The 22,714-nt window shown below is 39.6% G+C and carries 29 protein-coding genes; 25 read left to right on the plus strand and 4 right to left on the minus strand.

Translation table 11 applies throughout. The features are described 5' to 3' along the window. Nucleotides 1-17: 17 nt before the first annotated feature. Both yidC and AWM73_RS02950 read right to left on the minus strand, forming a co-directional pair. Nucleotides 18-944, minus strand: coding sequence for a membrane protein insertase YidC (yidC, locus tag AWM73_RS02945; RefSeq protein WP_060778015.1), 927 nt, complete (start codon nt 942-944; stop codon nt 18-20). A gap of 63 nt (nt 945-1,007) precedes the next feature. Continuing rightward, nucleotides 1,008-1,286, minus strand: a complete 279-nt coding sequence (locus tag AWM73_RS02950) for an acylphosphatase (protein ID WP_060778016.1) — start codon at nt 1,284-1,286, stop codon at nt 1,008-1,010. A 153-nt stretch (nt 1,287-1,439) separates the two neighbouring features. Here AWM73_RS02950 and AWM73_RS02955 point away from each other — a divergent pair, with 153 nt between their 5' ends. From AWM73_RS02955 to rny, 5 genes are all read left to right on the plus strand, one after another. Then, nucleotides 1,440-3,794 (plus strand): DNA translocase FtsK, encoded by a 2,355-nt coding sequence (locus tag AWM73_RS02955; RefSeq protein ID WP_060778017.1) that lies wholly within the window; start codon nt 1,440-1,442, stop codon nt 3,792-3,794. A gap of 245 nt (nt 3,795-4,039) precedes the next feature. Next, a complete protein-coding gene (pgsA, locus tag AWM73_RS02960; RefSeq protein WP_060778018.1) occupies nt 4,040-4,618 on the plus strand; it encodes a CDP-diacylglycerol--glycerol-3-phosphate 3-phosphatidyltransferase in 579 nt (192 codons plus the stop codon). A 51-nt stretch (nt 4,619-4,669) separates the two neighbouring features. Next, nucleotides 4,670-5,908, plus strand: a complete 1,239-nt coding sequence (locus AWM73_RS02965) for a competence/damage-inducible protein A (protein ID WP_060778019.1) — start codon at nt 4,670-4,672, stop codon at nt 5,906-5,908. An 81-nt stretch (nt 5,909-5,989) separates the two neighbouring features. Continuing rightward, nucleotides 5,990-7,105, plus strand: coding sequence for a recombinase RecA (gene recA / locus AWM73_RS02970; RefSeq protein ID WP_060778020.1), 1,116 nt, complete (start codon nt 5,990-5,992; stop codon nt 7,103-7,105). 294 nt (nt 7,106-7,399) lie between these two features. After that, complete coding sequence (gene rny, locus AWM73_RS02975; RefSeq protein WP_060778021.1) at nt 7,400-8,971, plus strand: ribonuclease Y; 1,572 nt, start codon at nt 7,400-7,402, stop codon at nt 8,969-8,971. 831 nt (nt 8,972-9,802) lie between these two features. Here the strand turns inward: rny and AWM73_RS02980 are convergent. Then, complete coding sequence (locus AWM73_RS02980; protein ID WP_060778022.1) at nt 9,803-10,960, minus strand: tyrosine-type recombinase/integrase; 1,158 nt, start codon at nt 10,958-10,960, stop codon at nt 9,803-9,805. Between the two features lie 116 nt (nt 10,961-11,076). Next, entirely contained in the window at nt 11,077-11,856 is a 780-nt protein-coding gene (locus AWM73_RS02985; RefSeq protein ID WP_060778023.1) for a helix-turn-helix domain-containing protein, read from the minus strand. 124 nt (nt 11,857-11,980) lie between these two features. On the opposite strand from AWM73_RS02985, the gene AWM73_RS02990 reads away from it, so the two are divergent. The 20 genes from AWM73_RS02990 to AWM73_RS03080 all read left to right on the plus strand — a co-directional run bounded on the left by AWM73_RS02990 (nt 11,981) and on the right by AWM73_RS03080 (nt 22,218). Further along, nucleotides 11,981-12,199 (plus strand): helix-turn-helix transcriptional regulator, encoded by a 219-nt coding sequence (locus AWM73_RS02990; protein ID WP_060778024.1) that lies wholly within the window; start codon nt 11,981-11,983, stop codon nt 12,197-12,199. A gap of 276 nt (nt 12,200-12,475) precedes the next feature. Next, nucleotides 12,476-13,096 (plus strand): Rha family transcriptional regulator, encoded by a 621-nt coding sequence (locus AWM73_RS02995; RefSeq protein ID WP_060778025.1) that lies wholly within the window; start codon nt 12,476-12,478, stop codon nt 13,094-13,096. 121 nt (nt 13,097-13,217) lie between these two features. After that, entirely contained in the window at nt 13,218-13,394 is a 177-nt protein-coding gene (locus tag AWM73_RS03000) for a CopG family transcriptional regulator (protein WP_230080685.1), read from the plus strand. A 189-nt stretch (nt 13,395-13,583) separates the two neighbouring features. Beyond that, nucleotides 13,584-13,733, plus strand: coding sequence for a hypothetical protein (locus tag AWM73_RS09055; protein WP_156417363.1), 150 nt, complete (start codon nt 13,584-13,586; stop codon nt 13,731-13,733). Nucleotides 13,734-13,764: 31 nt separating this feature from the next. Continuing rightward, nucleotides 13,765-14,109 (plus strand): hypothetical protein, encoded by a 345-nt coding sequence (locus AWM73_RS03005; protein WP_060778026.1) that lies wholly within the window; start codon nt 13,765-13,767, stop codon nt 14,107-14,109. A gap of 170 nt (nt 14,110-14,279) precedes the next feature. After that, nucleotides 14,280-14,606 carry an AbrB/MazE/SpoVT family DNA-binding domain-containing protein gene (locus AWM73_RS03010; protein WP_060778027.1) on the plus strand — a complete coding sequence of 109 codons (327 nt, stop codon included), beginning with the start codon at nt 14,280-14,282 and terminating at the stop codon, nt 14,604-14,606. Beyond that, a complete protein-coding gene (locus AWM73_RS03015; RefSeq protein ID WP_060778028.1) occupies nt 14,590-14,889 on the plus strand; it encodes a type II toxin-antitoxin system RelE/ParE family toxin in 300 nt (99 codons plus the stop codon). The genes AWM73_RS03010 and AWM73_RS03015 overlap by 17 nt, the downstream gene beginning before the upstream one ends. Before the next feature lie 94 nt (nt 14,890-14,983). Next, nucleotides 14,984-15,388: a hypothetical protein gene (locus AWM73_RS03020; protein WP_060778029.1), complete on the plus strand. Its 405-nt coding sequence runs from the start codon at nt 14,984-14,986 to the stop codon at nt 15,386-15,388. Nucleotides 15,389-15,400: 12 nt separating this feature from the next. Beyond that, nucleotides 15,401-15,685: a helix-turn-helix domain-containing protein gene (locus AWM73_RS03025; RefSeq protein WP_060778030.1), complete on the plus strand. Its 285-nt coding sequence runs from the start codon at nt 15,401-15,403 to the stop codon at nt 15,683-15,685. 154 nt (nt 15,686-15,839) lie between these two features. Then, on the plus strand, nt 15,840-16,325 hold the full coding sequence (locus AWM73_RS03030) for a hypothetical protein (protein ID WP_060778031.1): 486 nt from the start codon (nt 15,840-15,842) through the stop codon (nt 16,323-16,325). A gap of 9 nt (nt 16,326-16,334) precedes the next feature. Further along, complete coding sequence (locus tag AWM73_RS03035; protein WP_060778032.1) at nt 16,335-17,273, plus strand: primase alpha helix C-terminal domain-containing protein; 939 nt, start codon at nt 16,335-16,337, stop codon at nt 17,271-17,273. Further along, on the plus strand, nt 17,266-18,744 hold the full coding sequence (locus tag AWM73_RS03040; RefSeq protein ID WP_060778033.1) for a DNA primase family protein: 1,479 nt from the start codon (nt 17,266-17,268) through the stop codon (nt 18,742-18,744). The genes AWM73_RS03035 and AWM73_RS03040 overlap by 8 nt, the downstream gene beginning before the upstream one ends. Nucleotides 18,745-19,046: 302 nt before the next feature. Next, nucleotides 19,047-19,295 carry a hypothetical protein gene (locus AWM73_RS03045; protein WP_060778034.1) on the plus strand — a complete coding sequence of 83 codons (249 nt, stop codon included), beginning with the start codon at nt 19,047-19,049 and terminating at the stop codon, nt 19,293-19,295. Between the two features lie 10 nt (nt 19,296-19,305). Next, a complete protein-coding gene (locus tag AWM73_RS03050) occupies nt 19,306-19,548 on the plus strand; it encodes a hypothetical protein (RefSeq protein WP_060778035.1) in 243 nt (80 codons plus the stop codon). 11 nt (nt 19,549-19,559) lie between these two features. After that, a complete protein-coding gene (locus AWM73_RS03055; protein WP_060778036.1) occupies nt 19,560-19,802 on the plus strand; it encodes a hypothetical protein in 243 nt (80 codons plus the stop codon). A 14-nt stretch (nt 19,803-19,816) separates the two neighbouring features. Continuing rightward, entirely contained in the window at nt 19,817-20,086 is a 270-nt protein-coding gene (locus AWM73_RS03060) for a hypothetical protein (RefSeq protein WP_060778037.1), read from the plus strand. Nucleotides 20,087-20,243: 157 nt separating this feature from the next. Then, nucleotides 20,244-20,678: an ArpU family phage packaging/lysis transcriptional regulator gene (locus tag AWM73_RS03065; protein ID WP_060778038.1), complete on the plus strand. Its 435-nt coding sequence runs from the start codon at nt 20,244-20,246 to the stop codon at nt 20,676-20,678. A 21-nt stretch (nt 20,679-20,699) separates the two neighbouring features. Then, on the plus strand, nt 20,700-21,065 hold the full coding sequence (locus AWM73_RS03070) for a hypothetical protein (protein ID WP_060778039.1): 366 nt from the start codon (nt 20,700-20,702) through the stop codon (nt 21,063-21,065). A gap of 20 nt (nt 21,066-21,085) precedes the next feature. Next, the gene (locus tag AWM73_RS03075; RefSeq protein ID WP_060778040.1) at nt 21,086-21,691 is read left to right on the plus strand and encodes a hypothetical protein; all 606 of its coding nucleotides are present in this window, start codon (nt 21,086-21,088) and stop codon (nt 21,689-21,691) included. 44 nt (nt 21,692-21,735) lie between these two features. Then, nucleotides 21,736-22,218, plus strand: coding sequence for a hypothetical protein (locus AWM73_RS03080; protein ID WP_060778041.1), 483 nt, complete (start codon nt 21,736-21,738; stop codon nt 22,216-22,218). Nucleotides 22,219-22,714: the final 496 nt, after the last annotated feature.

Raw genomic sequence — 22,714 nt, forward strand, 5'->3', positions numbered from 1 at the left:
AAGGCTTACTTAAAACTTTATTTCTTTCTGTTTTGTTTTCCCGCATTCCGGTTAGATTTATGAGGCTTAGTTGCTGAAGTTGAGGAATTTGCTGTATGGGTGACATCTTTGACTGAATTATTGGGTTTATAATGTTGGTCAAAGCGAATGGGATTATCCTTCATTTCATCTTCCACTTTAGCTTTAATACGAGGATGAACAAAGGTATTAATGGCCAATTGTTGGAGCATTCCCCAAATAGTGGTTGTTACTAAGTATAAACCAATCGCAGCAGGGACGTTGAAGACAACAAAACCTAGCATGAGAGGCATAAATAGCATGGATTTACCTTGTTGTTCGCGGACTTCTTCAGGCATGGTTTGCATGCTGATCCGGGTTTGTAAGAAAGATAAAAGAATAAAGATAATTGTTAAAACTAGGTTGGGTTCTCCTAAAGAGAAGCCAAAGAAATTGTAGTTGGCAATATTTTGGTTATTATAGATTGCCACATACATCCCGGAAAGGATAGGTAACTGAATTAACAGGGGTAAACAGCCCATATTTCCAAATAGGGAGATGTTATTATCCTTCATAAAGGCTTGCTGTTGACGGGTATATTCCATTTGCTCTTCTGGAGTTTCAGCGCCTTGGATTAACTCTTGGAATTTCATCAAGTAAGGTTGGTAATAACGGCGTTTTTCTGTTCCCAGAATGGAACTGGTTTGTTGCTTGTAGGTGAGTGGAATAAGTAGTAGGCGGATGATGATCACTAGGCCAATAATAGCAAAACCATAGTTACCATTGAAAAATTGGGCCAACCACTCGATTAACTGGTTAATTGGACTGGCAATTAAACGAAAAGTCCAGCTGTCTTGGTTACGGCTAACGCAGCCTCCTAAGAATAAGGAAGAGGCAGCCAATAGACTGAGCAGCTGGAAGTGTTTTGATTTGAGACTTGTTTTCAAAATAGCACTCCTTAATATAGATTTGTCGAACGCCCCTAATTTTAGCGAAAAATATTGTTTTTTTCAATATATGGGGTGAAAATCATGCATGACTGGAAGATCTTTTTCTCCCGTGATACTTAGCTGGTCGATTCTAGCGTAAGGGATATTCTTAGGATCTTGGAGCTCTGTGATAAAATGATCTCTTTGGGCTTCATCTGCCTGTAATTGGATAGTCACACTGCCATCGGACTCATTTTTTACCGTACCGGTCAGTTGCAGTTTATTGGCTAGGCGGGTAACGTGAAAACGGAAACCGACGCCTTGTACCCGTCCTTGAACTTGTAGTTTACTAGTTAGCATATGATCATCTCCTATTGTTTTATTTTAACATAATCCCTCTAATAAATTGATTAATTCTATAGAGGATCATGCCAAGACCCAGCTTTAAAAAAATGGAGGGATATTATATAATGAAGACTGATTGACTTAAGAAGAGATGAGTCGGGAGGAACTATGGCAAAAAGAAAAACACGTTCAAAGAAAAAAACAAATAATACTTACCAACAAGCGATTATCGCTTTTTTTATTTTAATTTTAACCGGGCTAGGGAGTTTTCAACTGGGCTTTTTAGGTCGAATTGTTAAAGCCAGCATGCGTTTTATTGTGGGCGAGCTCTACTTATTGGGCTTTTTCCTGGTGGCCATTACCGCCCTTGCCTATCTATTAACCAATCAAGGGCCAAATTGGCGCAAACGCCCTTACAGTTCTCTGCTATTAGCCGTCCCCATTTTGGCTTTACTCTGCCATGCGATCCAGTTTAAAGAAGTCATGGCCAAGGGGGAGTCTTTATTTGCCGTTAGTTTAAATCACTTTTTGGCCGGTTTTAAGGGAGATTTTCAGCCCGATGTTGGTGGCGGTATCATGGGCGCTGGTCTCTATCAAGTGAGTTATTTTATCCTCAGCCAATGGGGTACCTACTTACTTATTTTCCTAGCTGCTTTAGCTTGGCTGGCTTACTGCCTAAATATATCCGGTCAAGAAATGATTTCTAGTGTTCAAAATCTTTTTCAAATGGCGGTGCAATGGCTACAAGGCTTTATAAATGTTACTAAGGAGAAATCCGCTAAACGTAAAGAAGCCAAGGCTAATAGGGCTAAGAAAAGTCAGCCAGAAATTCTAGCGAAAAATCATTCCCCTAAGCTAGCTGCAGAGGAAGATGATAATAATGAAGTCAGGCTTGATGACGACAAAAATCAAGAATCCGCTGTGGAAATTGTAGGGCCCAACTACCAAAATTTAGTAGAATCTGAAGAAGAATCAGCCCTTGACCAGAAAAAGGCAAGTCAAAGCCAAGATCAAGCTAGCCAATTAAGCCTGGATATCGACGAAGAGGATGATGGGGAAGATTTATCTGATTTAACTATCGAGGCCGAAGAAGAAAATCCAGATTATAAACTCCCTCCAGTCAACCTCTTAAATCCGATTCACCACACGGATCAAAGTAGTGAGTACCACATTATTAAAGAAAACATCAAAACTTTGGAAAAGACCTTAGCCAGTTTCAATGTGGATGCCAAGGTGACTAAGGCAAATTTAGGTCCGGCAGTTACCAAGTATGAAATTGAACCGGCAGTCGGTACCAAGGTATCTAAAATTACCAACTTAGCTGACGATATCGCCTTGGCCCTAGCTGCTAAGGATATCCGGATCGAAGCGCCGATTCCAGGAAAGTCAGTGATTGGTATTGAAGTCCCTAACCAAAAGGTGTCTGTGGTTTCCTTTAGAGACAGTTTTGAGAACCAGCCAGCTAACACTAAGTTACTCGAAGTTCCCTTGGGACGGTCAATCTATGGGGACACCCGGGTGGCAGACTTAACGAAAATGCCCCATCTCTTAATTGCAGGGTCGACGGGTTCGGGTAAATCCGTCTGCATCAATGGTATGATTGTGTCCATTTTATTAAAGGCTAAGCCTAATGAAGTGAAATTAATGATGATTGACCCCAAAAAGGTTGAGTTAAACGTCTATAACGGTATTCCTCATCTACTAACTCCAGTAGTAACTAATCCACGCAAAGCCGCCCAAGCCTTGAATAAGGTAGTTGAGGAAATGGAGCGGCGTTATGAATTATTTGCCGCAACGGGTCAGCGAAATATCGATGGCTATAACCACCATGTGAGTGAATACAATGAGACCAGTGATGATAAACAGGCCTTGCTGCCTTATATTGTGGTTATTGTCGATGAATTAGCTGACTTGATGATGGTGGCTTCCAAAGAAGTTGAGGCTGCCATCACCCGTTTAGCACAAATGGCGCGGGCAGCTGGTATTCACATGATTTTAGCTACCCAACGGCCGTCCGTTGATGTTATTACGGGGATCATTAAGGCTAATGTGCCTTCCCGGATTGCCTTTGCCGTATCTAGTGGGACAGATTCACGGACAATTATCGATCAAAATGGTGCGGAAAAACTCCTCGGCCGTGGTGATATGCTCTTTATGCCCATGGGAGAGGGAAAACCCTTAAGAGTACAAGGTGCTTTCATTACGGACGAAGAGGTTGAAAGCGTGGTTGATTTTGTTAAAGACCAGCAAGAGGCCAACTACAGCGAGGCGATGATGCCTAGCGAAGTGAATGAGAATAGCGCGGCTGACGACCTTGATGAGATGTGGGATGAGGTCATTGATTTTGTCAAGGGTCGCGAAACGGTTTCGATTTCCATGCTGCAACGTCAATTTCGTATCGGTTACAACCGGGCCGCTCGCCTAGTTGATGACATGGAGGCACGCGGCATTGTCTCAGAACAAAACGGTAGCAAGCCGCGCACAGTTAATATTAGTGAAAAACCAGAAGAACAGGAAGACTAAGAGGCTAGGATAAAAGTCCCAATCTCTTTTCAAAATCCAAACTATTTAATTCAAAAGGTGCCCCGGATGCAGATCGATCGCTATTTAAAGGCACTTGTCGTACGCTCCTAAGAAATAAGTCAAAGAGAAAGGAAACTTTAGTAGTGACTCACTCTTTGACTTTTTTACTAGGCTGGATTGCTTTTTGACTGTCTAAAACGTGATATAATGTAAGAGATATTTTCCTAAAGGAGGACATTGTCATAATGAATTTACCTAATCGACTGACCATGCTAAGGATTTTGATGATTCCCTTATTTATTTTATTGATAGAAATTCCCTTTAATTGGGGAACATGGACCATTGCTAGTCAAAGTGTGAGTGTTCAATTGGCTGTGGCAGCTCTCATTTTTGCCGTAGCGAGTTTTACTGATTGGTTGGATGGCTACATTGCCCGTCGTGATAACCTAGTGACCAACTTTGGTAAATTTGCCGACCCCCTAGCGGATAAAATGTTGGTGATTACAGCTCTAATCGAGCTCATTGCTCTAGGCAAGGCGTCAGCTTGGATTGTTGCCATTATTGTCATGCGTGAATTGGCCGTTACGGGCTTAAGACTATTGATCGTGACTGAAGGGGAGGTTCTAGCAGCTAAGTGGCCAGGAAAAATCAAGACCTGTACCCAGATGTTGGCGATCATTTTATTATTAATGAATGATTTTCCTTTCCAAGCCTTGCCATTTTCACTCGGACAGCTTTGCCTCTACCTGGCTTTACTAGCAACCATCTATTCAGGTTATGATTATTTTAAAAAGAATTGGCAAGTCTTTAGTGATAGTTTTTAAATAAGACAATAAAAATTGCTGAAAGTACGGAATAATAGAGTGGAGGAAATCATGAAGGCAGAAATAATCGCGGTAGGAACAGAAATGCTTATGGGACAAATTGTCAATACCAATGCTCCCTTTATGGCTAGACAACTGAATGAACTAGGAATTGAACACTACTATGAGACGGTAGTGGGCGACAATCCCAAACGCTTAGTTGAATTAACTCAGATTGCCGAGTCACGTAGCGATATGATCATTTACTCTGGGGGAATTGGACCGACCCAGGATGATTTGACCAAGCAAGCCATTGCCGAGTACTTAAATGAAGAGCTTATCTACGACCAAGACTGTCTAGAGCAGATAAAGCAGTACTACCAGGACCGCCATCAAACCATGTCCTCCAACAACCTCCAAATGGCCCTAACTTTCAAAAATGGGCAATCGCTTAATAATGAAACGGGACAAGCCTGTGGTAGCCTCATTCATAAAAATGGCTGTCTCTATGTTTTTCTCCCAGGTTTTCCAGATGAATTGGAACCCATGTTCATTAACGAAGTCAAGCCCTACCTGTTTGAACACTTGACCAATAAACAGGTACTGTCCTCCCGTTTTTTAAACTTCTTTGGCATTGGGGAAGCTGAACTAACTAGCCGTTTAGAAGACTTGATCGCTAAGCAAAGTAATCCAACGATCGCTCCTTATGCCTCAAAATCAGTAGTCACCTTAAGACTCACGGCTCAAGGGAAGAATAAAGTAGTGACAGATAAACTACTAGATCAAGCCCAGGAAGGAATCCTTGACCTCGTTGGTGACTATTATTACGGAAGCGGTTATAATTATCTCCCTATGGATGCCTTATTCGATTATTTGAACCAAGAAGGAAAAACGATTGCTTTTGCTGAAAGCCTAACGGGTGGTCTAGCAGCGCATTTATTGGTCAACCATGAAGGGTCTTCAAAAATTTTTAAGGGCTCAACAGTTTCCTATAGTGAATATGCCAAGGCCCATGTCATTGGGGTGAGTCAAGCAACTCTCGACCAAGAGGGTATGGTTAGCGAGGATTGTGCCCAGCAAATGGCTGAATTAACCTGCTCGGACTATGGGGCTGATTATGCTATTAGTTTCACCGGAGTTGCTGGCCCCGATAAAATGGAAGGTCAAGAGGTTGGAACCGTCTATTGTGGTTTTGCTAGCCAAGGGCAGACTACCCAGGTCAAACGCTATCACATTAATGGCAATCGTTCAGCCATTCGTTTAAAGGTTATCTACCAAGCTGTGTTAGATTTTATCCAAGACAAGTTGTGAGAACATTTGTTCTGTTTTTGCTTGCTTTTTTGACTTAATGCCGTTAGACTAAGAGTGAAAGATAAACGAGGAGGATATTGAATGAGTACATCACATGATGCAAACCGCCAAAAAGCTTTAGACCAGGCTCTTAAACAAATTGAAAAAAACTTCGGTAAGGGAGCTATAATGAAAATGGGAGAATCGACGGATACTCAGGTTTCGACTGTCCCGTCAGGCTCCTTATCCTTAGATATCGCTCTAGGAGTCGGAGGTTACCCGCGTGGACGAATTATTGAAGTCTACGGTCCAGAATCTTCCGGGAAAACCACTGTTGCCTTACACGCTGTTGCTGAGGTTCAGAAACAAGGTGGTATTGCTGCCTTTATTGATGCCGAGAACGCCTTAGACCCTGAATACGCTAGAGCTTTAGGGGTTGACATTGATGAGCTATTACTCTCTCAACCAGATACTGGTGAACAAGGACTAGAGATTGCCGATGCCTTAGTGTCCTCTGGTGCGATTGATATTGTTGTTGTCGATTCTGTTGCTGCCTTGGTTCCACGGGCTGAAATTGAAGGTGAGATGGGGGACTCCCATGTGGGCCTCCAAGCTCGCTTGATGTCTCAAGCCCTACGGAAGTTATCGGGCTCCATTAATAAGACGAAAACCATTGCCATGTTTATAAACCAGATCCGTGAAAAAGTAGGTGTCATGTTTGGTAACCCAGAAACCACCCCAGGGGGACGGGCCCTAAAATTTTATTCCACTATCCGTCTAGAAGTGAGACGCGGTGAACGGATCAAATCCGGTCAGGATATTATTGGTAACCGCACCAAGATTAAAGTGGTAAAAAATAAGGTAGCTCCGCCATTTAAGGTTGCTGAAGTGGACATTATGTATGGCCAAGGGATTTCTCAAGCAGGTGAATTAGTCGATTTAGCTGCTGACATGGATATCATTAAGAAGAGTGGTTCTTGGTATTCATACGGGGATGACCGGATTGGCCAAGGACGCGAGAATGCCAAACTATATCTCACCGAAAATCCTGACATATTTAAGGAAATTGATAGCAAGGTTCGAGCAGAGTATGGTTTTGGACCAGCTGTTGAAGATGACGATTCAGAGGATGAAACAAGCAAAGAAGAAACCAAAAACGATTCATCAAGTGATGAAGAAAATGAGACCCTAGATTTATTTAATGATGATGAAGAATAAAATAATTTTTTCAAAAACTTGGTGGTGATAGCCAAGTTTTTTTTAGAAATATTTTTTGTGACTCTTATAAATGCTGAGATTAAGTGCTGTATCTATTGCCTATAAAAGGCTCATCCCATCAATACTTCCTTATTTTTATTTTCTGAGCAGAGGGAGAATTTCTTGGTAGCGCTTCTAGAATAATTGACAATAATGTGAAAAAAATATAAAATTTAAATAAATGCTTTGCATTTGAAATTTTATGATTTTTTTATTTAAAAAAGCAAACAATTAAATAGACACGGAGGTGAAACTATGGATGGTTTAACTATTGCCTTCGTTATCGTTACTTTAATTGTTGGCCTTTTAGTCGGATTAGTAATTGGTTACAAAAGACGTCAAAATGTTGAAGAAGAAGAACGTAATGAGGCGCAAAATACTGCAAAAGGAATTTTAGCTCAAGCCAATAAAGATGCTGAAGCTAAAAGAAAAGAAATTCTTTTAGATGCAAAAGAGAAAGCTCAGGATTATCGCAATCAAGTAGAAAGCGAATTAAGTGACCGTCGTCAAGAAATTACTCAAAAAGAGCAAAGACTCTTCCAAAGAGAAGAAAATCTTGATCGGCGAGAAAATGTTCTTACCAATAAGGAAAATGATCAGCTTTCTAAAGAGCAATCGATTCAAGATCGCTTAAAAAATGTTTCTCAAAAAGAAGAAGAAGCCCAAGCAATGGTTCAGGAACGTCAAGATGAAATCGAGCGGATTTCTATGATGACAACTGAAGACGCCAAGGCTTTGATTTTGAAAGAGACAGAAGCAAACTTATCTAATGAAATTGCTTTACGAATTCGAAATGCAGAAGAAAACTATAAAGAGCAAGCACATAAGATCGCTACTTCAATTATATTACAAGCAATCGAAACATCTGCTGCCGATACAGTCGCTGATACTTCGGTAACCCGTATCGATTTACCAAACGATGATATGAAAGGTCGTATCATCGGTAAAGATGGGCGGAATATTAAAACCATTGAAGCCTTGACTGGGATTGATTTAATTATCGACGACACTCCAGAAACGGTGGTACTCAGTGGTTTTGACCCGATTCGTCGGGAAATTGCTCGGATTGCTTTAGAAAATCTAATTAAGGATGGACGTATTCATCCAGCAAAAATTGAGGAAGCGGTTGAACGTGCTAGAAAATCAATGGATACAAAAATTCGTGATACTGGGGAAGAGACAACCTTTGACCTAGGTATTCATGATATGCATCCAGACTTAGTCAAGTTAGTCGGACGTTTAAACTATCGCACCAGCTATGGGCAAAATGTCTTGAACCATAGTGTCGAAGTAGCTAAACTGGCTGGTATTATTGCTAGTGAACTCGGCGAAGATGAACAACTTGCTAAGCGAAGTGGATTATTACATGATATTGGCAAAGCTGTGGACCACGAGGTAGAAGGTACCCATGTCGAAATCGGTACTGAACTCGCTCGTAAATATAATGAAAATGATATCGTTATTAATGCCATTGCGGCCCACCATGGAGATATTGAATCTGCTTCTGCGATTGCCATTATTGTTCAAGTCGCTGATGCCTTGTCAGCTGCTCGTCCTGGTGCTCGAAGTGAATCATTAGAGAATTATATTCAACGTTTAAGAAGTTTAGAAGCCCTAGCTAATGAATTTAGTGGTGTGAAGAAGACATACGCTATTCAAGCGGGTCGCGAAATTCGTGTGATTGTTAACCCCGAAAAGGTGGATGACTTAAGTGTCGTTAAGATGTCACATGACATTTCTAAACGTATTGAAGACGAACTGGATTACCCAGGCCAAATTAAGGTGACGGTAATACGTGAATCCCGTTCTGTGGATTATGCAAGATAAATTACCTAAGCTATACAATAAGCTTTGATTAAAAATAAAGAAATCTGGAGTAGTAAATTCCAGAATGAAATAATAAGCGAATCGATAATTTCTTATTGGAAAGGTCAGTTCGCTTATTTTTTATGTAAGCTAGTAATCAAAGTTGGTGACTTTTACAGATCTCATTTCATCAGTCATATATTCACCTTATGAAAAATAATATTATTTTTTAAGTTATTCATGTTGTTAATGTTATGTAAAAACGCAGTATCGTTATTAGGATATGCTTATATGGTATCGCAAAGTAAAAGTTGAAAATTTATGATTTTATTGAAAGAGGGCGGGAAAGTGCTAAATAAGCGCAATAAAAAAGGCGATTCTTATGACCGCTCATTCATTCTTTTCTATAAACCCCTTAGCGGAGAAGTAAAGACTCGTACGCTATTTGTACGATTTATTTTTGATTTGACTGTTTTTAAGTAGTCGCGACTTATTTTAAAAGTATTTTTTAATACAGGTCAAAACCAGCAATAAAATATAGAAAAAAAGCACCCCGAAGGATGCTAACACGTTGACTGGCAATAGTTTGTGAAATAAAAAAGTTACAGAAAAGTTATATATTTTGGGGTAAAAGTTGGCAATTAGTAGAAATTATTAGGAAATCGAAACCCTTAGAAACGTTGATTTAACAACAATTAGGAACTACTGAGAATCACTAGAAATTTGTCTACGGAGAAGGTGGGATTCCACCCTTGTTTCGCTTCTATCTTCTATAAACATTGATTTACCAGCGTTTTAACCCTATATGATTTGTTTATACTTTCCACTTTGCGCAATATTTTGCGACTACAGTTAAAAATTAACATAATTTGCGAAAAGCTGAGCGCTTTTTCTTTCAGATTGTTCCGTGACATGGGTATATATGTTCATGGTGGTTTGAATATCCCCGTGGCCAAGGCGGTTCATCACATCTTTCATAGGGACACCGGCCTCAAAGAGTAATGAACAATGAGTATGCCTAAAACCATGGATCTTAATGAATCTAAAATCATTCTGTTCGCAGATACGTTTAAAGGCGTTATAGATAGACGTTAGGTTGAGAAAGCCATTTGTCTTAGTGTTATTGAAAATAAGCTGATCTTTACCTAGGTTGAAGCCCATTTTTAATAATAGTTGTCCCTGTTCTGCCCGCCATTTCTTCAAAACATTTAGGGTCTTGTCGTCAACGCTAATCGTCCTTATACTATTGGCATTCTTAGGAGCTTTTAAATAGAGCTCATTGCCGTCACGTTGCCCAACAGCTTTATCAACCGTTAGTGTCTTAGCATTGAAATTAATATCGTTCCAAGTCAAGGCGAGGATTTCCCCACGTCTTAGGCCGGTATAGGCTAGCGTTCTAATGCATGCATGCCATTTCCTGCTCCTCTGCCGTTCAAGAATGGCCATAAGCTGGCGTAACTCGTCACGGGTATAGAAAGGGCAGGGATCGGCCTTTTCGTCGCATTCATAGGTTATTTGCTTCTTAGGAACAACGACTTTATTAGTGACTAATTGGGAAATGTATCCCTGAACATAGGCGTATTTTATTACTCGTTTCAAATAACTATAGTCAGAGCGATATTTTTTATATTTCTTATGCCATTGGTTGACGACATTCTGAATCATAGGGGCAGTTATTTTGTCTATGTAATACTCCCCAAAGACAGGTAAGATTCTATTTTCAAAGAGCCGTTTAGCTTTTGATAATGTGGAATCTTGGACATCATTTTGATAAATTTCTAGCCATTCATGATATACTTGTTTAAAAGTGAATTTCTTTTCTTTATTGAAGCAATCGCCTAGCAAGAACTTTTTCTCTTGTTCTTTGAGATAGGCGGCTGCTTCTTTTTTTGATTGAAAACCTCTTTTACGGCATTCAACCTTTTTTCCTGTTAGTTCATCTATTCCAAGGTAGCCCCAAACTTGCCAGAACTCCCCTTTTGAATTGGTATATTTTCTATAAGTTGCCATTCTTTAATTTCCTCTCTAATTCACTATCCCTATAGCAGAATCAGAAAGTCTATAGTCAATTTTACCCCCCACGCCAAGGAGCTTGCAGAAAAGAATGAAATTATATTATTTTCTAGTCAAATCTCTTTATTTTCTTCATTATTTTTATAAGTCCAATATTCTTCATGTATTTTTAAAACTGTATTTTGAACATTATCATATAGCTGAAAAATAAAATATTGCTCGATTGCTTGATCTTTGGTCATTCCCATTTTGTCATGATCCCTAACATATTCTTCAACTGTTTCAGTCGTATAGCTGTAAGGATCAATAGCGTTTACAGCGTTCATAATAACAGTTTCAGCGCCTTTAAATGTCTTACTTACTTCGCTACTAACAATATTAATATATTGAATAAATGACTCTATTATTTGTTCAGGTTGATTAAAATCGATATTTAAATTGTATTTTATAAAACTGTCTATATTGGTGCGAATAAAATTTCTTATTGATTCTTCTTCATAATCCCCGTCATTTCCAAGATCTTGCAAAGAAAATAATATATCTGTAAGGTTTTCGTACACATCCAAATATTCAATTATTCTATTATAAAGGTCTTCAGAATAGACTTCTGAATTTTCATCTATCGCACTACATAAAAGGTTATATAAGCGGTCTTTTTGATTGCCATGTAATAGCTCATCTACTGTTATGCCGCCTATGTCCGCTATAGCTTTAATTGTAATGTCATTAGGGACATTTTCCCCACGTTCCCACTTTGATACATTACTTTTACCAGTCTTAGAGGCGCCCTCAGTTTTCTTTTTTATTTCATCGGCGAATTGAGCAAGGGTTAATTTATGATCAACCCTTATTTTTTTTATTTTCTGACCTAATTCATGCTTGTTTATAGTCATAAGCATTTCCTCCTAACTAAAGCTAATATTATCACAAAAGTGTAAAAAGTTGAATATTGGGGTTGCAATTATTTTTATCCCATGATATTCTTTAGGTGTCAAAAGTAGAAAGGAGGTCTTGAGAATGACTCAAGTGAGACAAATGCGGTCATACATGGGATTAACTCAAACTGATTTAGCTAATACGCTAGACATTTCTTTACAAGCATATTGGAAAAAAGAAAAAGGGATAACCCCATTCACCGATGAAGAGAAGATTGTTCTTAAAAAGATTTTCAACGAATCTTTTCCAAGTGCAACAATCGATGATATTTTTTTTAGCCATGAAGTGTCAAAAGTTTAAAGGTAAATTTATAGTTAGTTAGAAAGTCTGCAAGTCAAAAAATTAAATCCCACGCCAAGGAGCTTGCAGAAGAAAATGAAAACAAAAAACGCTGAGCAGATAGCCCAACGTTTTCACCCAACCATAAGAAGTTAGCGCCCGCCATAGCGCTTAGACAAGGAGTAAGCACCTATTAGGTCATACCACCTAGCCCCGCACTTCTTATAGATATTACCTGCTTATTATACAGGTATTTGGGGCAGAAATCCATTTTTAAATTAGAAAGGGGAATCCACCATGCAGTTAGTCTATATCAAAAATAGAAGCAGCGAACCTTACACATTATCAAGTGTTATTGCTGAATGTGCTGAGGTACAGCACCACACCGTTACCCGACTAATTAGAACCTATAAAAAGGATTTAGAAGAGTTTGGAATTATTGGATTTGAAATCCATAAATTAACTGAGGGTAGAGGACGACCAACGAAAGACTACCGATTAACCGAACCTCAAGCCACGCTGCTTATAACTTGGCTTGACAATACAAAGCCAGTTAGAGCTTTTAAAAAGGCTTTGGTTAAGGAGTTCTATTCTATGAGGGCAGAGCTTGCTGAATTTAGACTTCAACGTGACCATGAAAAATTGTATCACGGCCATCTAAATGAAGCCATTAATGGCTGGGTATACAAAAATCAGCATTCCTACAGTAATATCAACTCATTACTTTGCCAAGTGGTCACAGGGCAGACCCCCAGACAATTAAGGGGGCAGCATGGCGCTTCTAAAGAAGTGCCGGCCCTTGATCTCATGACAACGGAAGAACTAGACCTATACCGCCAAAAAGAGGTTCAGGCAACCATCTGCTTAAGGCAGCAATTGCCTTACTCAGAAATCAAAGCCAACTTATTGGCAGCTTAGACCTGAGTAATAACAATAAAATTAATGATCATTGAAAATTGAATAAATAAGGGTATTGACATGTTGGAACTCATAAAGTATTATTACTTTATGGAACTCAATTAGTAGGAGGTGAGAGCCTTTGAAAAGTTCCAAGATGGGAAGACCTAAAGCTAAAAATCCTTTAAATGTGGATGTTAAAGTTCGTATTGATGAAGCAACCAATGAGCAATTACTTGCTTATTGTAAAAAGCACAATATCACTAGGACGGAAGCCATACGGAAAGGCATTCAATTAGTTTTAAAGTCTGACAAATAAAAAAAGACCCCTTAGAGGTTCGCAAGTTTGGCGACAGAGAACCGCTAAGGGGGGCACTCAATAAGAGTACATGAATACTATACCACATGTACCCTTATTTGACTAACCCAGATAAGGGAGTGAATGCCCTTATCTGCTAATGATAAGGGTTTTTATTATGCAAATAAACAGCCCAAGGAGGTGAGAGACATGTATTTTTCAACCGGAGATATTGCCACCCTATTTATATCCATCCTTTTCCTAGTGGCCGGCATTGTCCACCAGATGATGGCTGTAGAGCGGCTGACTGAGGAAAATGCCAAGATCAAAAATATTTTAAATAGTAGTGTACAAAAATAATTAAAAAAAGAAAGTAAAAGAGGTATTTATTATGACTAAAGATGAAATTAAAGAAGTACGTGTTCAAGCAACCCTAGCAACCGCAGGCATAAGAATCGATGAAGCAAAAACGCTTATTAATATTATCAAGCGAAAAGCTTACGTAAAAGCGTTTAATGTCGAAGATTTAGCTGAATGGGGAGAAGATGAAATCGCCGAATACGCTTTTGAGTGTGCTGAGGAAATGACTCGACTACAAAGTCTTGCCGAGACATTGGACGAATCTATCATAGAAACAAATTATTCACTCAAGGAGCTTGATAAGTTGTTATTTGGTGGCTCAGAAGAGTCCGAGGACGAAGCCCCAGCAGACCTTAAAGAAGCTGAAGAAGACTAGAAAAAAAGTGCCAATGGTTAACCACCGGCACATTAAAAAAACACCATTTACATTATACCGAAAACATTGATTTTTGAAAATTAAATATATAAAGGGCTAAGTGTAGACTATCGGGCTTAAATTAATTATAATGTAATTACGAAAATAATTACTAATAAGGAGTGAAAGCCATGGTAGTTAAAGCCAGAAAACAAGGGAATTCTTTAATGGTCACCATCCCAAAAGCCTTTAACATAGCTGAGGGGGCTAGCTTTACGCCCCACCTGCAAGAAGACGGAATATTCTTTGAGCGAGTGGACACCGCCCCCCGCTTTGTTGATGATTTTGATGCCTTATTATTAACGGACATTATCAAAGACGGCTACACAGACGGAGAGGCGATCATTAAGGAAATGGAACACCGGAAGAGTCTCATGGAAGACCGTTTAGCTGAACTGATGGACGAGCCATCTAGCCAGATGACCGAAGAGGATTTTAATCGTGAGTTTGGATTATAAAATCTTTTTCAGGAACAGCGCCAAGCGGGAACTCAATAAGTTAAAAGATAAACGCCTAATCAAGTTAATTAGTCAGGAAATTTACCAGGTCATAGCCAAAGACCCCCATTGTGGGGATCGGAAAAAAGGCGGCTTGAAGGACATTTACACCCGACCAATTCACTACCAAAAGGCACAATATCGCATAGCTTACACGATCCATGAAGACATAGTGACGGTGGAAATTGTCCAAGTTGGTAGCCGTGAGAACTTTTATAAGGAATTAACACGGAAGATACCCTAGCAGCTGCCTAATCTAGCTAAAACACTTAAGCCTTTATCATTGATTTGATGAGGGCTTTTTATATGCCCAAAAACAGGGATAGGAGCGATTTATTATGTCAGATTTAACTAAGAATACAGAGGGAATGAACCAGCGGGAAAAAGCCGCAGCAAGGCGGGAGGCCATGCTTAATTACTTTGGCAGCCACTCAACAGTTACTTTTCAGGAAGTGGCCGACAAATTTGGTTACCCGTCCGCTGAGGTGGCACGCCCCAAAATGTACCGCCTAAAGAGCCAAGGCTATATTGATTTTACGGTAAAGGATAGCGCCATGCACGGCCTAGAGGTCTTAAAAAGAGCAGATGAACCAATTTGGATTAAAAGCCAAGAACAATCCGCCGAGTATTGGGAACTTTTTTATCTGTTAAAAGAATTGGCCATGACCGAAAATGACACGACTGTTCTTAATGCAAAAACTAATACTATTCAGGTGGCCATGAAAGCCTTGTCTAAGGTATAGGAGGTAAACAAGATGAGTAATATTGAAATTAAATTAGATCCTACCGTTTCAAAAGGCTTTGTAGACCAGTTAAAGCCCTATCTGAACCAACTGGCCGAAGACCTCAAGAGAGATTTAGCCATTAACAGGGAAATGCTCACGATTGATGAAGTCTGTCAGTTATATTCCACCAGCCGGAACACGGTAACGGAAAAGTGGCACAGAGAACTAGGCTTGCCCCTCAGTAAGCTAGGAAACAAGATCTATATTGAACGTCAAGTGCTAAACGACTTCATTAGATCGCACCCTTACCAATAAAAAAAGCGGCTCATGGCTAACCACAAGTCGCTAAGGACGATTTTATGAACCGGAAGCTTTCCGGAATTAAAAAGAAACTTTGGTAACTTTTTATACGTCCATTATACCAGATCTATAAAACCCGCCGCAATAGGATTTTAAAGGAGAAATCACCATGGAAACAACAAAAGACGAGTTAATTAAAGATATTTCTAAGCAAAAGGACATTATCCAAAATAACCTACCTGCTTTAGGTGACCCGCAAACTGATCCCAGAATCAAAGCCATTCAAAGAGCAGTTACTAGCATAACAGCTAATCTCTTTTGGCTAAGACCAGCCCCAGAGGGAACCCCGGAAGACTTATGCTACCTAAACCCTTATCACTTAGACCAGTTGGCCAATGTTCTATATCCCGTTATAGACCTAATCGAAAAGCAAGAAGCTATTGATAAACTGATTTATTTGGCTTCATACGCTAGCACCAACGATTTAGACTGTTTTCACGAATTAGAAGGAATCCAAAAAGACTTTGATAATGATTTTCAAGAAAAGATTATGCGCCAAGGCGATACTTTAGCAACTATCTATTGCCTATTATGCAATAGCGATGATGAAGCAGAAGTTCAAAGTAACCTAGAGGCCTTAGGTATTGAATACTAGGTGGCTGCCATGATCTACACAACAACAGGAGTTAAGAACAACCAACTCAAAGAATGCCCCTCTAATGGTAGTGACTTTGAAACCTTAGCCTATCTTTGTCAAAACAATATCCAACACCTAGAGGGCATTCAATCCCAGCCAGACGGTGGCAAGCCGGTTTCTGATGAGATCAAACTAAATGACTGCCTTTACTTCTTTAGTGGCCAAATCCAAGGCTCAAAGCGTTCTGACAGCCAGACCCTTAGCAAGTCACTCATTACCCTAGACATTGAACCTAGGGCCAACGCTGACCCTAATAGCCCTTTTAAATATGAGCCATTGGACTATGAAGAAGCCGTTCAGAAGCTTTTAAAAGAGCTTGAGGGGCTAAGGTATATCATCTATCCAACGATCAATAGCCAGCCCCAGCATGCCAGAATAAGGGTTATTTTAGAGCCTGACCAGCCTATGACTAAGCGAGAATGTAAAGCGACAACTCAGGCGCTTATTGACCACTTGGAAAAGTTAGGTTTACCCATTGACCCAAGTAGTGGCGACTTTAGCCGTCTAATGGGTATGCCAGTAGACAACGGCCTAGACGGTGATTATAAGGTAATTACCCATCTTAGTGGTGCGAAAGTGCCTGTAAATCGTCCTGAGCAACAAGCTAATTTTGAAATTAAAAGGACTTATAGCCCCTATGAGAACGGCCGCTATATTGGCAAAGTGCCCCGGCTATTACAGGAAGTTTATTCCGGAATTTCTCAAGGTGGCCGCAATAACTTTTTCACTAAGGCCTTTGGAACGCTTTTAAAGGCCAATGTTAGCCCAGAATATTGTATTTCTATTTGTCAAGATTGGAATCAGCGCTTCACTCAACCGCCCCTATCTGATCAAGAATTGGTTGGTGTAATGAAAAGCGTTTTATCACGAGAAGAACGAAAGCGAGGTGAACCAGTAAATGACTAATGAATTTGATGAAGTGCTTAGACGTGCCAGAAACCTAACCAATCCCCCTAAGGAAAAAGCCCCCAGAACCATGGAAGAGATCCGTTCAGCACTCGAGGCCGCAGGGGCTAAATGGCATGCTGAACACCAAAAAGAAAACAAAAGCGCCCCCTTTTTACATGAGGGAACAGGGGCAGAACTTTTTATGCAACATGTCCATTGTATTTTGATAGGTAATGACCGGGATAGGGCCATGCTGGCTTATTATGACCCAGAACAAGGCCTTTATATTTCAAGTCAGAATGAAATGAGCGGGCTAATTAATTGCTTGGAAGAATATAAATATAAGCATTGGATCGAGGTTATACGGCAATTAAGAATCAGAGTGCCCCTCAAAGAGCCTTTTTCTAGTCGTGACCTAATCCCAGTGAACAATGGCATTTACTCACTCAAGGAACATAAGTTACTACCCTTTAGCCCTAAGTATGCCATTACCAGCAAAATCGCCACTAACTACAATCCCTTGGCCACTAAGCCTATTATCAATGGCTTTGACTTTGATAAGTGGCTAAAGGCTATTGCTTGTGGTGATGAAGAAGTCGTTACTTTGCTATGGCAGGTTATCAATGAAGCCCTGAACCCTAACCATACACGGAATAAAATCGGTTTTTTAATCGGTAATGGGAATAGTGGTAAAGGAACGTTTCAGCAACTATTAATCAATCTTATTGGCAAAAAGAATGTTAGTGCTTTAAAACCGCCTGATTTTGGCAGTCAATTTGGGAAAGAGGCACTAATAGGGAAAGTCTGCAACATAGGGGATGATATCTCTAATAAATATGTCGATAGTATCTCAGATCTTATGAGTCTAGCCACCGGAGATCCCATTATGATAGAGGAAAAAAGGAAGCCCATTTTTATGGCTACCCTTAAAATATTTTGCTTATTTAGCGGTAACGGCATGCCTAACGTCCGCAATAAGTCTACAGGCTGGTACAGACGGTTACTATTGATCCCCTTTAATGCTGACTTTAACGGGGAAAAGAACGATCCCAATATTAAAGAAGTCTACCTAAAAGACAAGGCTGTTTTAGAATACGTCCTAAAAAAGGCCATTGAGTTGGATTTCACCCACTTTATCGAGCCAGAATCGGTTAAGAAAGAAATCGCTAAGTACCGCCGAGCTAATGACTTTATAGAGGGATACATTAATGATGAGTATATCCCTAATGGCTATCATGAGTTGGGGAAAGTGCCAAACAATTTTATTAAGCATGATTTAACGGTCTATAAAGAGGAGATGGGGAACTATAGCCCCTTGCCCTATGGCTTTTGGACTAAGTTTATTGAGATCTTGGAACGGTTGACGGGTAATAAGTATAAATTGGCCAAACAGAGAATTAATGTTTCTGAATCGGAAAATATGCCAGAGGAAATCCAACCCTATGCCAAGGGCCGCAATCCAATAAGAATTATTCTCAAGCATGAATAATGTCCCGCTTTGTCCCGTATTGACCCGCTTGAGGCGGGACCCTAGAAACAGCGATATATCAACAATCTAACATATATGTCCCCTATGTCCCGCTTCTTTTTAAGTATAACTATAGTAATAAATAATATATATATATATAACAAGTTGGCAAGAACCGGGACATTTTTTTGGAATAGGCCTAAAGCCTTTGCTATCAAGGGATTTGGGAGCAATTTTTCCCTAAAAACAACCGGGACAAGACTGGGGACACAACCCCCTAAATAGATCATTAACAATGATTAAAGACAAAAGGAGACCTAAAAATGGATGTTTTAGAAATAAAAGATGAATATATCAAGAAGCGAATGAAGCAATTACTTAACCGCCCCCAAGGAGACGGGGCTTATATGTTGGCAGAACAAGAATTCAATCTGATTATGACCATGCAAGGGATCATTTATTACATTGAGGGAGATATTACCAAGGATCAGTTGGAACTAATCAATGATCAAAACGGAATCGACAAACAAGGTTATGAACTCATGCGAGAAGTTGGCATTATTGAATTTTAAGGGGAAATAAATGGACTCACCAGAAAAGAAAAAGCAATTTACAACAATCAGACAAAGCCAAGTGTTGGAATACCCTATCAACCTAATAGCTGATATGGTGGCAGGTCAAGAATACAACACAGCAATGCTTACTAAGGCAATTAATGGCTACTTATCAGGGCAAATCACTAGAGACCAGCTCAAAGCAATTAATGATAAGTACGGAGTGGCCCGGGAAGCTTATCAGATGATGAAAGACATGGATATTTTATAAAGGAGGACCTTATGGACGAAAAAGAAAAGATTGATCAATACATAGAAAAGCGAGTGGCAGGCTTAGTTAATTTACCATGTCCCACTATTGCTAAGTTATTGGCAAATCAAGAAATAGAAATGTTGGGATTGGCCGGCACGGTAATAGACTACCTCAATGGCGATTTACCTAAAGAAGCACTTGAGAAGTATGCCTATTCAGCAGGTATGCCAACCGCAGCAGCTGACCTTTTCAAAGAAGTAGGTATTTTATAAAAGAGGTGGCCAAGATGTTAAGTTTTAGAGAATTAGAATCCCATATAGCGACCTTTGGCGATAACTACATTAATGACCGTGTGGAACTGCTAAAAGGCACTTCAAAAGATGAAGTAAGCAAGGCCTTAGCTCAAAGTGAACTAGATGTGATGGTCTTGTATTATGCCATAACCCGCTACCTTGCTGGGGGCATTAGCGAGGAAAAGCTAGGGAAGATTAAGGAAAACACCGAAATTGAATGCTCAGCCTATAATCTCATGAAGAATTGGAGATTTTTTAATTAAGCAGCCTTTCAGTATCAGGGTATAAAAAAAGCTTATTATCCAAAAAAATGATAATAAGCCCGTTTAGAAAGGAACTTGCAAACCCTTAGCAGAAGCCCACTAGATCAAGTAGGCTATACCAATTATAGCATATTTTGAATCAGAGAGGGGCTAGGTAATGTTCTATATTCCGCCAATTGATGAAGAAAAAACTGCAAAAAAAGCCGATAGTATATTAAGCGATTATGACCGTTTAAGACGACTTAGCGGCTACCAAGGCCGTTTAGTAGCTAACTATAGATATACCCCTGAAAAGCATGTAAAAAATGCTGGTAATTATTCCGAGGACCTAATAGAGATCAGAGAAGAGGCTAAAGCTAAAGTATTAGAAATTGAAAACGCAATTGATTTAGTAGAGCCCGAACTAGGCAAAATTTTGGAAAAAAAGTATATTAAGCACTTCAAAAATACTGATATATATAGAGAGTATTACTATTCTGAATCCACTTTTTACAGGTTCTTAAAAAAGGCTCAAATTCAGTTCGCAGAGGCCTTTAAAGGAGGTGAGCTATTATGCTTTAAGAACGAAACCGATCGTATTACTTGGAATTAAAAAAGAAAAGGAGAATTAATTATGAATGATGTTCAAGATGAAATTTTAAGAAAACCCGGTGCTTTTGACTTAGGCGTTTATATGGAAATTAAAGAGGAAGAAGCCGCCAAAGAATACCAACAATATAAAGAAGCCCAAAAGGCTAAGATTAAAAAAATGCAAGAGGAGGAAGAAAAGAACCGCCAATTCTTAGCAGATGCTATGCAAGTGGAAAGTGATCGCCTAGCCAAAGAACAGGCTAACCGTGAACATGATCGCAGGGTCTTAGCCCAACGGAAAGCATTTAAGGAGGCTGGGCTAGTTTATAACGAGAAAACCACAGAAGAACAAGCCCTAAATGACTCTTATGCTAACTTGGCCGAAAGTCTTATTAATTCAGCAAAATAATAGAAAAAGAGGAAGCAAATATGCCTACATTGCAACAAATCGACAGAAAATTTAATACCTTACTCACAAGAAATAAAAAGCTGACCACGGAATACCAAAGCAAACTGGAAAAGCTCAAGGCCCAAAATGCTGAAAATAAAAACAATTTTGCCAAAGCTGAGGAAAAGGCTGATATTGATACCGCCCTATCTTTAACGAAAGAAGCTAATGCCAACGAGGTCACTATTAGATACCTTGAAAAGAAGCTTGAGGAACTGAAAGAAGCCCCTTTAGTGGCAACTAGCAAAGAACTTGAAGCTTTTGAGGATCAAATTAAGACCGAAGCAGAATCACGGCTTGATGAACTATTCAAGCAATTAAAGGCCCCGCTTTTAGAAATTAAAAAATTAGCTGAACAATCACAGGAAATAACCAACCATGCTGACACCCTTATCCATGCTTTAGTTTATGATATTGGCAGATTAGGCGCTTGGGGCAGTAATGCTTACTTAAAGGCTAAAGGGGAAAGCTGGCGAAAACCCTCAGAAAATTATTACCCTAGAAAATCAGCGGCATGGATCTTTGATAGCATTGAAGAACGTTGCAGCGATGAGCTAAAAGAGCTAGGGCTTGAAGCTGCTGAATAAGGATAACTTTTATTATAAGAAAAAGCAGGGAGTGAATAACAACCATGGACAGAGAATTTCTAAAACAATTTGGCCTAGATAAGGAGGCTATTGGTAAGATCCTAGGGGAATATCATAATTCCTTGGATCAGATTAAGGAAGAATATAAAGTTCGTGCTGAGGAGGTTTCTGAGTTGGAAAAGCTCAAGGAAGCCAACAGCACCCTTGAAGATACCATAGCCAAACAGGCCGAGGAACTTTCAACTTATGAGCAGGCACTAACTGAAAGCCAAGACCTCCTAAGCCAAGAGCAGGTCAATAGTATTAAGATTAAAACGCTAGCAGAGTATGGGCTTAACCCTAACATAGCTAAGTATGTTAAGGGATCAACAGGCGAGGAGATCGCAGAAGATGTTCAATTGCTGAGAGATACCCTAGACAGCAGGCCACAGCCGGAAGCACCTATGAAGTCTTTAGAGCCTAGCCCCTATCAGGGTAACCCATGGGCTCAGATGGCTGACAGCCTTATCGAAGCTTCATGGCGCTAAAGTATTATTAACTGGTGGTAAGCATAATAAGAGAAGTATAGGTATGGGGCTGGTGGAACACCGCCCCTTTTCCTTTACCCCACTACCTTGAATAGCCTATAGGTCTGATAGTCTGCCTACCTGTTTGCCTCTATTACCTAGACCCAGTAGCCTACTATGATGGCTAGCTGATATAGATAAAGATTGTTAGTTGGTATAGATAAGGATAACTAACTGATATAGGTTAGCTATTACATTCACAGCAAAGCATAAAGCTATTGACTGATAGGCGGACGATTAGGAAAGTAATAGATAAGTAAGTGCTGCTGCTAATATTAATAACTATGATCGATTAATCTAATCAATGATCACTTGGAACACTGATAAAGATTTAGATATAATAAAGTAAATAGTTGTTCAGTCTAATTAAGAGTTGAACCGCAGCGAGGTCAATGCGTGAACCTATGCTAGCTAAGCTTCAAGGTAAAGTAATAATTAAAATAAAAAAGATAAAAAA

It is taken from the genome of Aerococcus urinae (genome assembly GCF_001543175.1).
In the GTDB taxonomy this organism is placed as follows: Bacteria; Bacillota; Bacilli; order Lactobacillales; family Aerococcaceae; genus Aerococcus; species Aerococcus urinae.

Coding starts and splice junctions, on each gene's coding strand:
- AWM73_RS03030 (WP_060778031.1), top strand. CDS start 15,840: ATGGAAACAACAAAAGACGAGTTAATTAAAGATATTTCTAAGCAAAAG.
- AWM73_RS03045 (WP_060778034.1), top strand. CDS start 19,047: ATGGATGTTTTAGAAATAAAAGATGAATATATCAAGAAGCGAATGAAG.
- AWM73_RS03020 (WP_060778029.1), top strand. CDS start 14,984: ATGTCAGATTTAACTAAGAATACAGAGGGAATGAACCAGCGGGAAAAA.
- AWM73_RS02985 (WP_060778023.1), bottom strand. CDS start 11,856: ATGACTATAAACAAGCATGAATTAGGTCAGAAAATAAAAAAAATAAGG.
- AWM73_RS02950 (WP_060778016.1), bottom strand. CDS start 1,286: ATGCTAACTAGTAAACTACAAGTTCAAGGACGGGTACAAGGCGTCGGT.
- AWM73_RS03025 (WP_060778030.1), top strand. CDS start 15,401: ATGAGTAATATTGAAATTAAATTAGATCCTACCGTTTCAAAAGGCTTT.
- AWM73_RS02990 (WP_060778024.1), top strand. CDS start 11,981: ATGACTCAAGTGAGACAAATGCGGTCATACATGGGATTAACTCAAACT.
- AWM73_RS03050 (WP_060778035.1), top strand. CDS start 19,306: ATGGACTCACCAGAAAAGAAAAAGCAATTTACAACAATCAGACAAAGC.
- AWM73_RS02965 (WP_060778019.1), top strand. CDS start 4,670: ATGAAGGCAGAAATAATCGCGGTAGGAACAGAAATGCTTATGGGACAA.
- AWM73_RS03070 (WP_060778039.1), top strand. CDS start 20,700: ATGAATGATGTTCAAGATGAAATTTTAAGAAAACCCGGTGCTTTTGAC.
- AWM73_RS03035 (WP_060778032.1), top strand. CDS start 16,335: ATGATCTACACAACAACAGGAGTTAAGAACAACCAACTCAAAGAATGC.
- rny (WP_060778021.1), top strand. CDS start 7,400: ATGGATGGTTTAACTATTGCCTTCGTTATCGTTACTTTAATTGTTGGC.
- AWM73_RS03075 (WP_060778040.1), top strand. CDS start 21,086: ATGCCTACATTGCAACAAATCGACAGAAAATTTAATACCTTACTCACA.
- AWM73_RS03055 (WP_060778036.1), top strand. CDS start 19,560: ATGGACGAAAAAGAAAAGATTGATCAATACATAGAAAAGCGAGTGGCA.
- AWM73_RS02995 (WP_060778025.1), top strand. CDS start 12,476: ATGCAGTTAGTCTATATCAAAAATAGAAGCAGCGAACCTTACACATTA.
- AWM73_RS03005 (WP_060778026.1), top strand. CDS start 13,765: ATGACTAAAGATGAAATTAAAGAAGTACGTGTTCAAGCAACCCTAGCA.
- AWM73_RS03080 (WP_060778041.1), top strand. CDS start 21,736: ATGGACAGAGAATTTCTAAAACAATTTGGCCTAGATAAGGAGGCTATT.
- AWM73_RS02980 (WP_060778022.1), bottom strand. CDS start 10,960: ATGGCAACTTATAGAAAATATACCAATTCAAAAGGGGAGTTCTGGCAA.
- recA (WP_060778020.1), top strand. CDS start 5,990: ATGAGTACATCACATGATGCAAACCGCCAAAAAGCTTTAGACCAGGCT.
- AWM73_RS09055 (WP_156417363.1), top strand. CDS start 13,584: ATGTATTTTTCAACCGGAGATATTGCCACCCTATTTATATCCATCCTT.
- pgsA (WP_060778018.1), top strand. CDS start 4,040: ATGAATTTACCTAATCGACTGACCATGCTAAGGATTTTGATGATTCCC.
- AWM73_RS03065 (WP_060778038.1), top strand. CDS start 20,244: ATGTTCTATATTCCGCCAATTGATGAAGAAAAAACTGCAAAAAAAGCC.
- AWM73_RS02955 (WP_060778017.1), top strand. CDS start 1,440: ATGGCAAAAAGAAAAACACGTTCAAAGAAAAAAACAAATAATACTTAC.
- AWM73_RS03040 (WP_060778033.1), top strand. CDS start 17,266: ATGACTAATGAATTTGATGAAGTGCTTAGACGTGCCAGAAACCTAACC.
- AWM73_RS03010 (WP_060778027.1), top strand. CDS start 14,280: ATGGTAGTTAAAGCCAGAAAACAAGGGAATTCTTTAATGGTCACCATC.
- AWM73_RS03060 (WP_060778037.1), top strand. CDS start 19,817: ATGTTAAGTTTTAGAGAATTAGAATCCCATATAGCGACCTTTGGCGAT.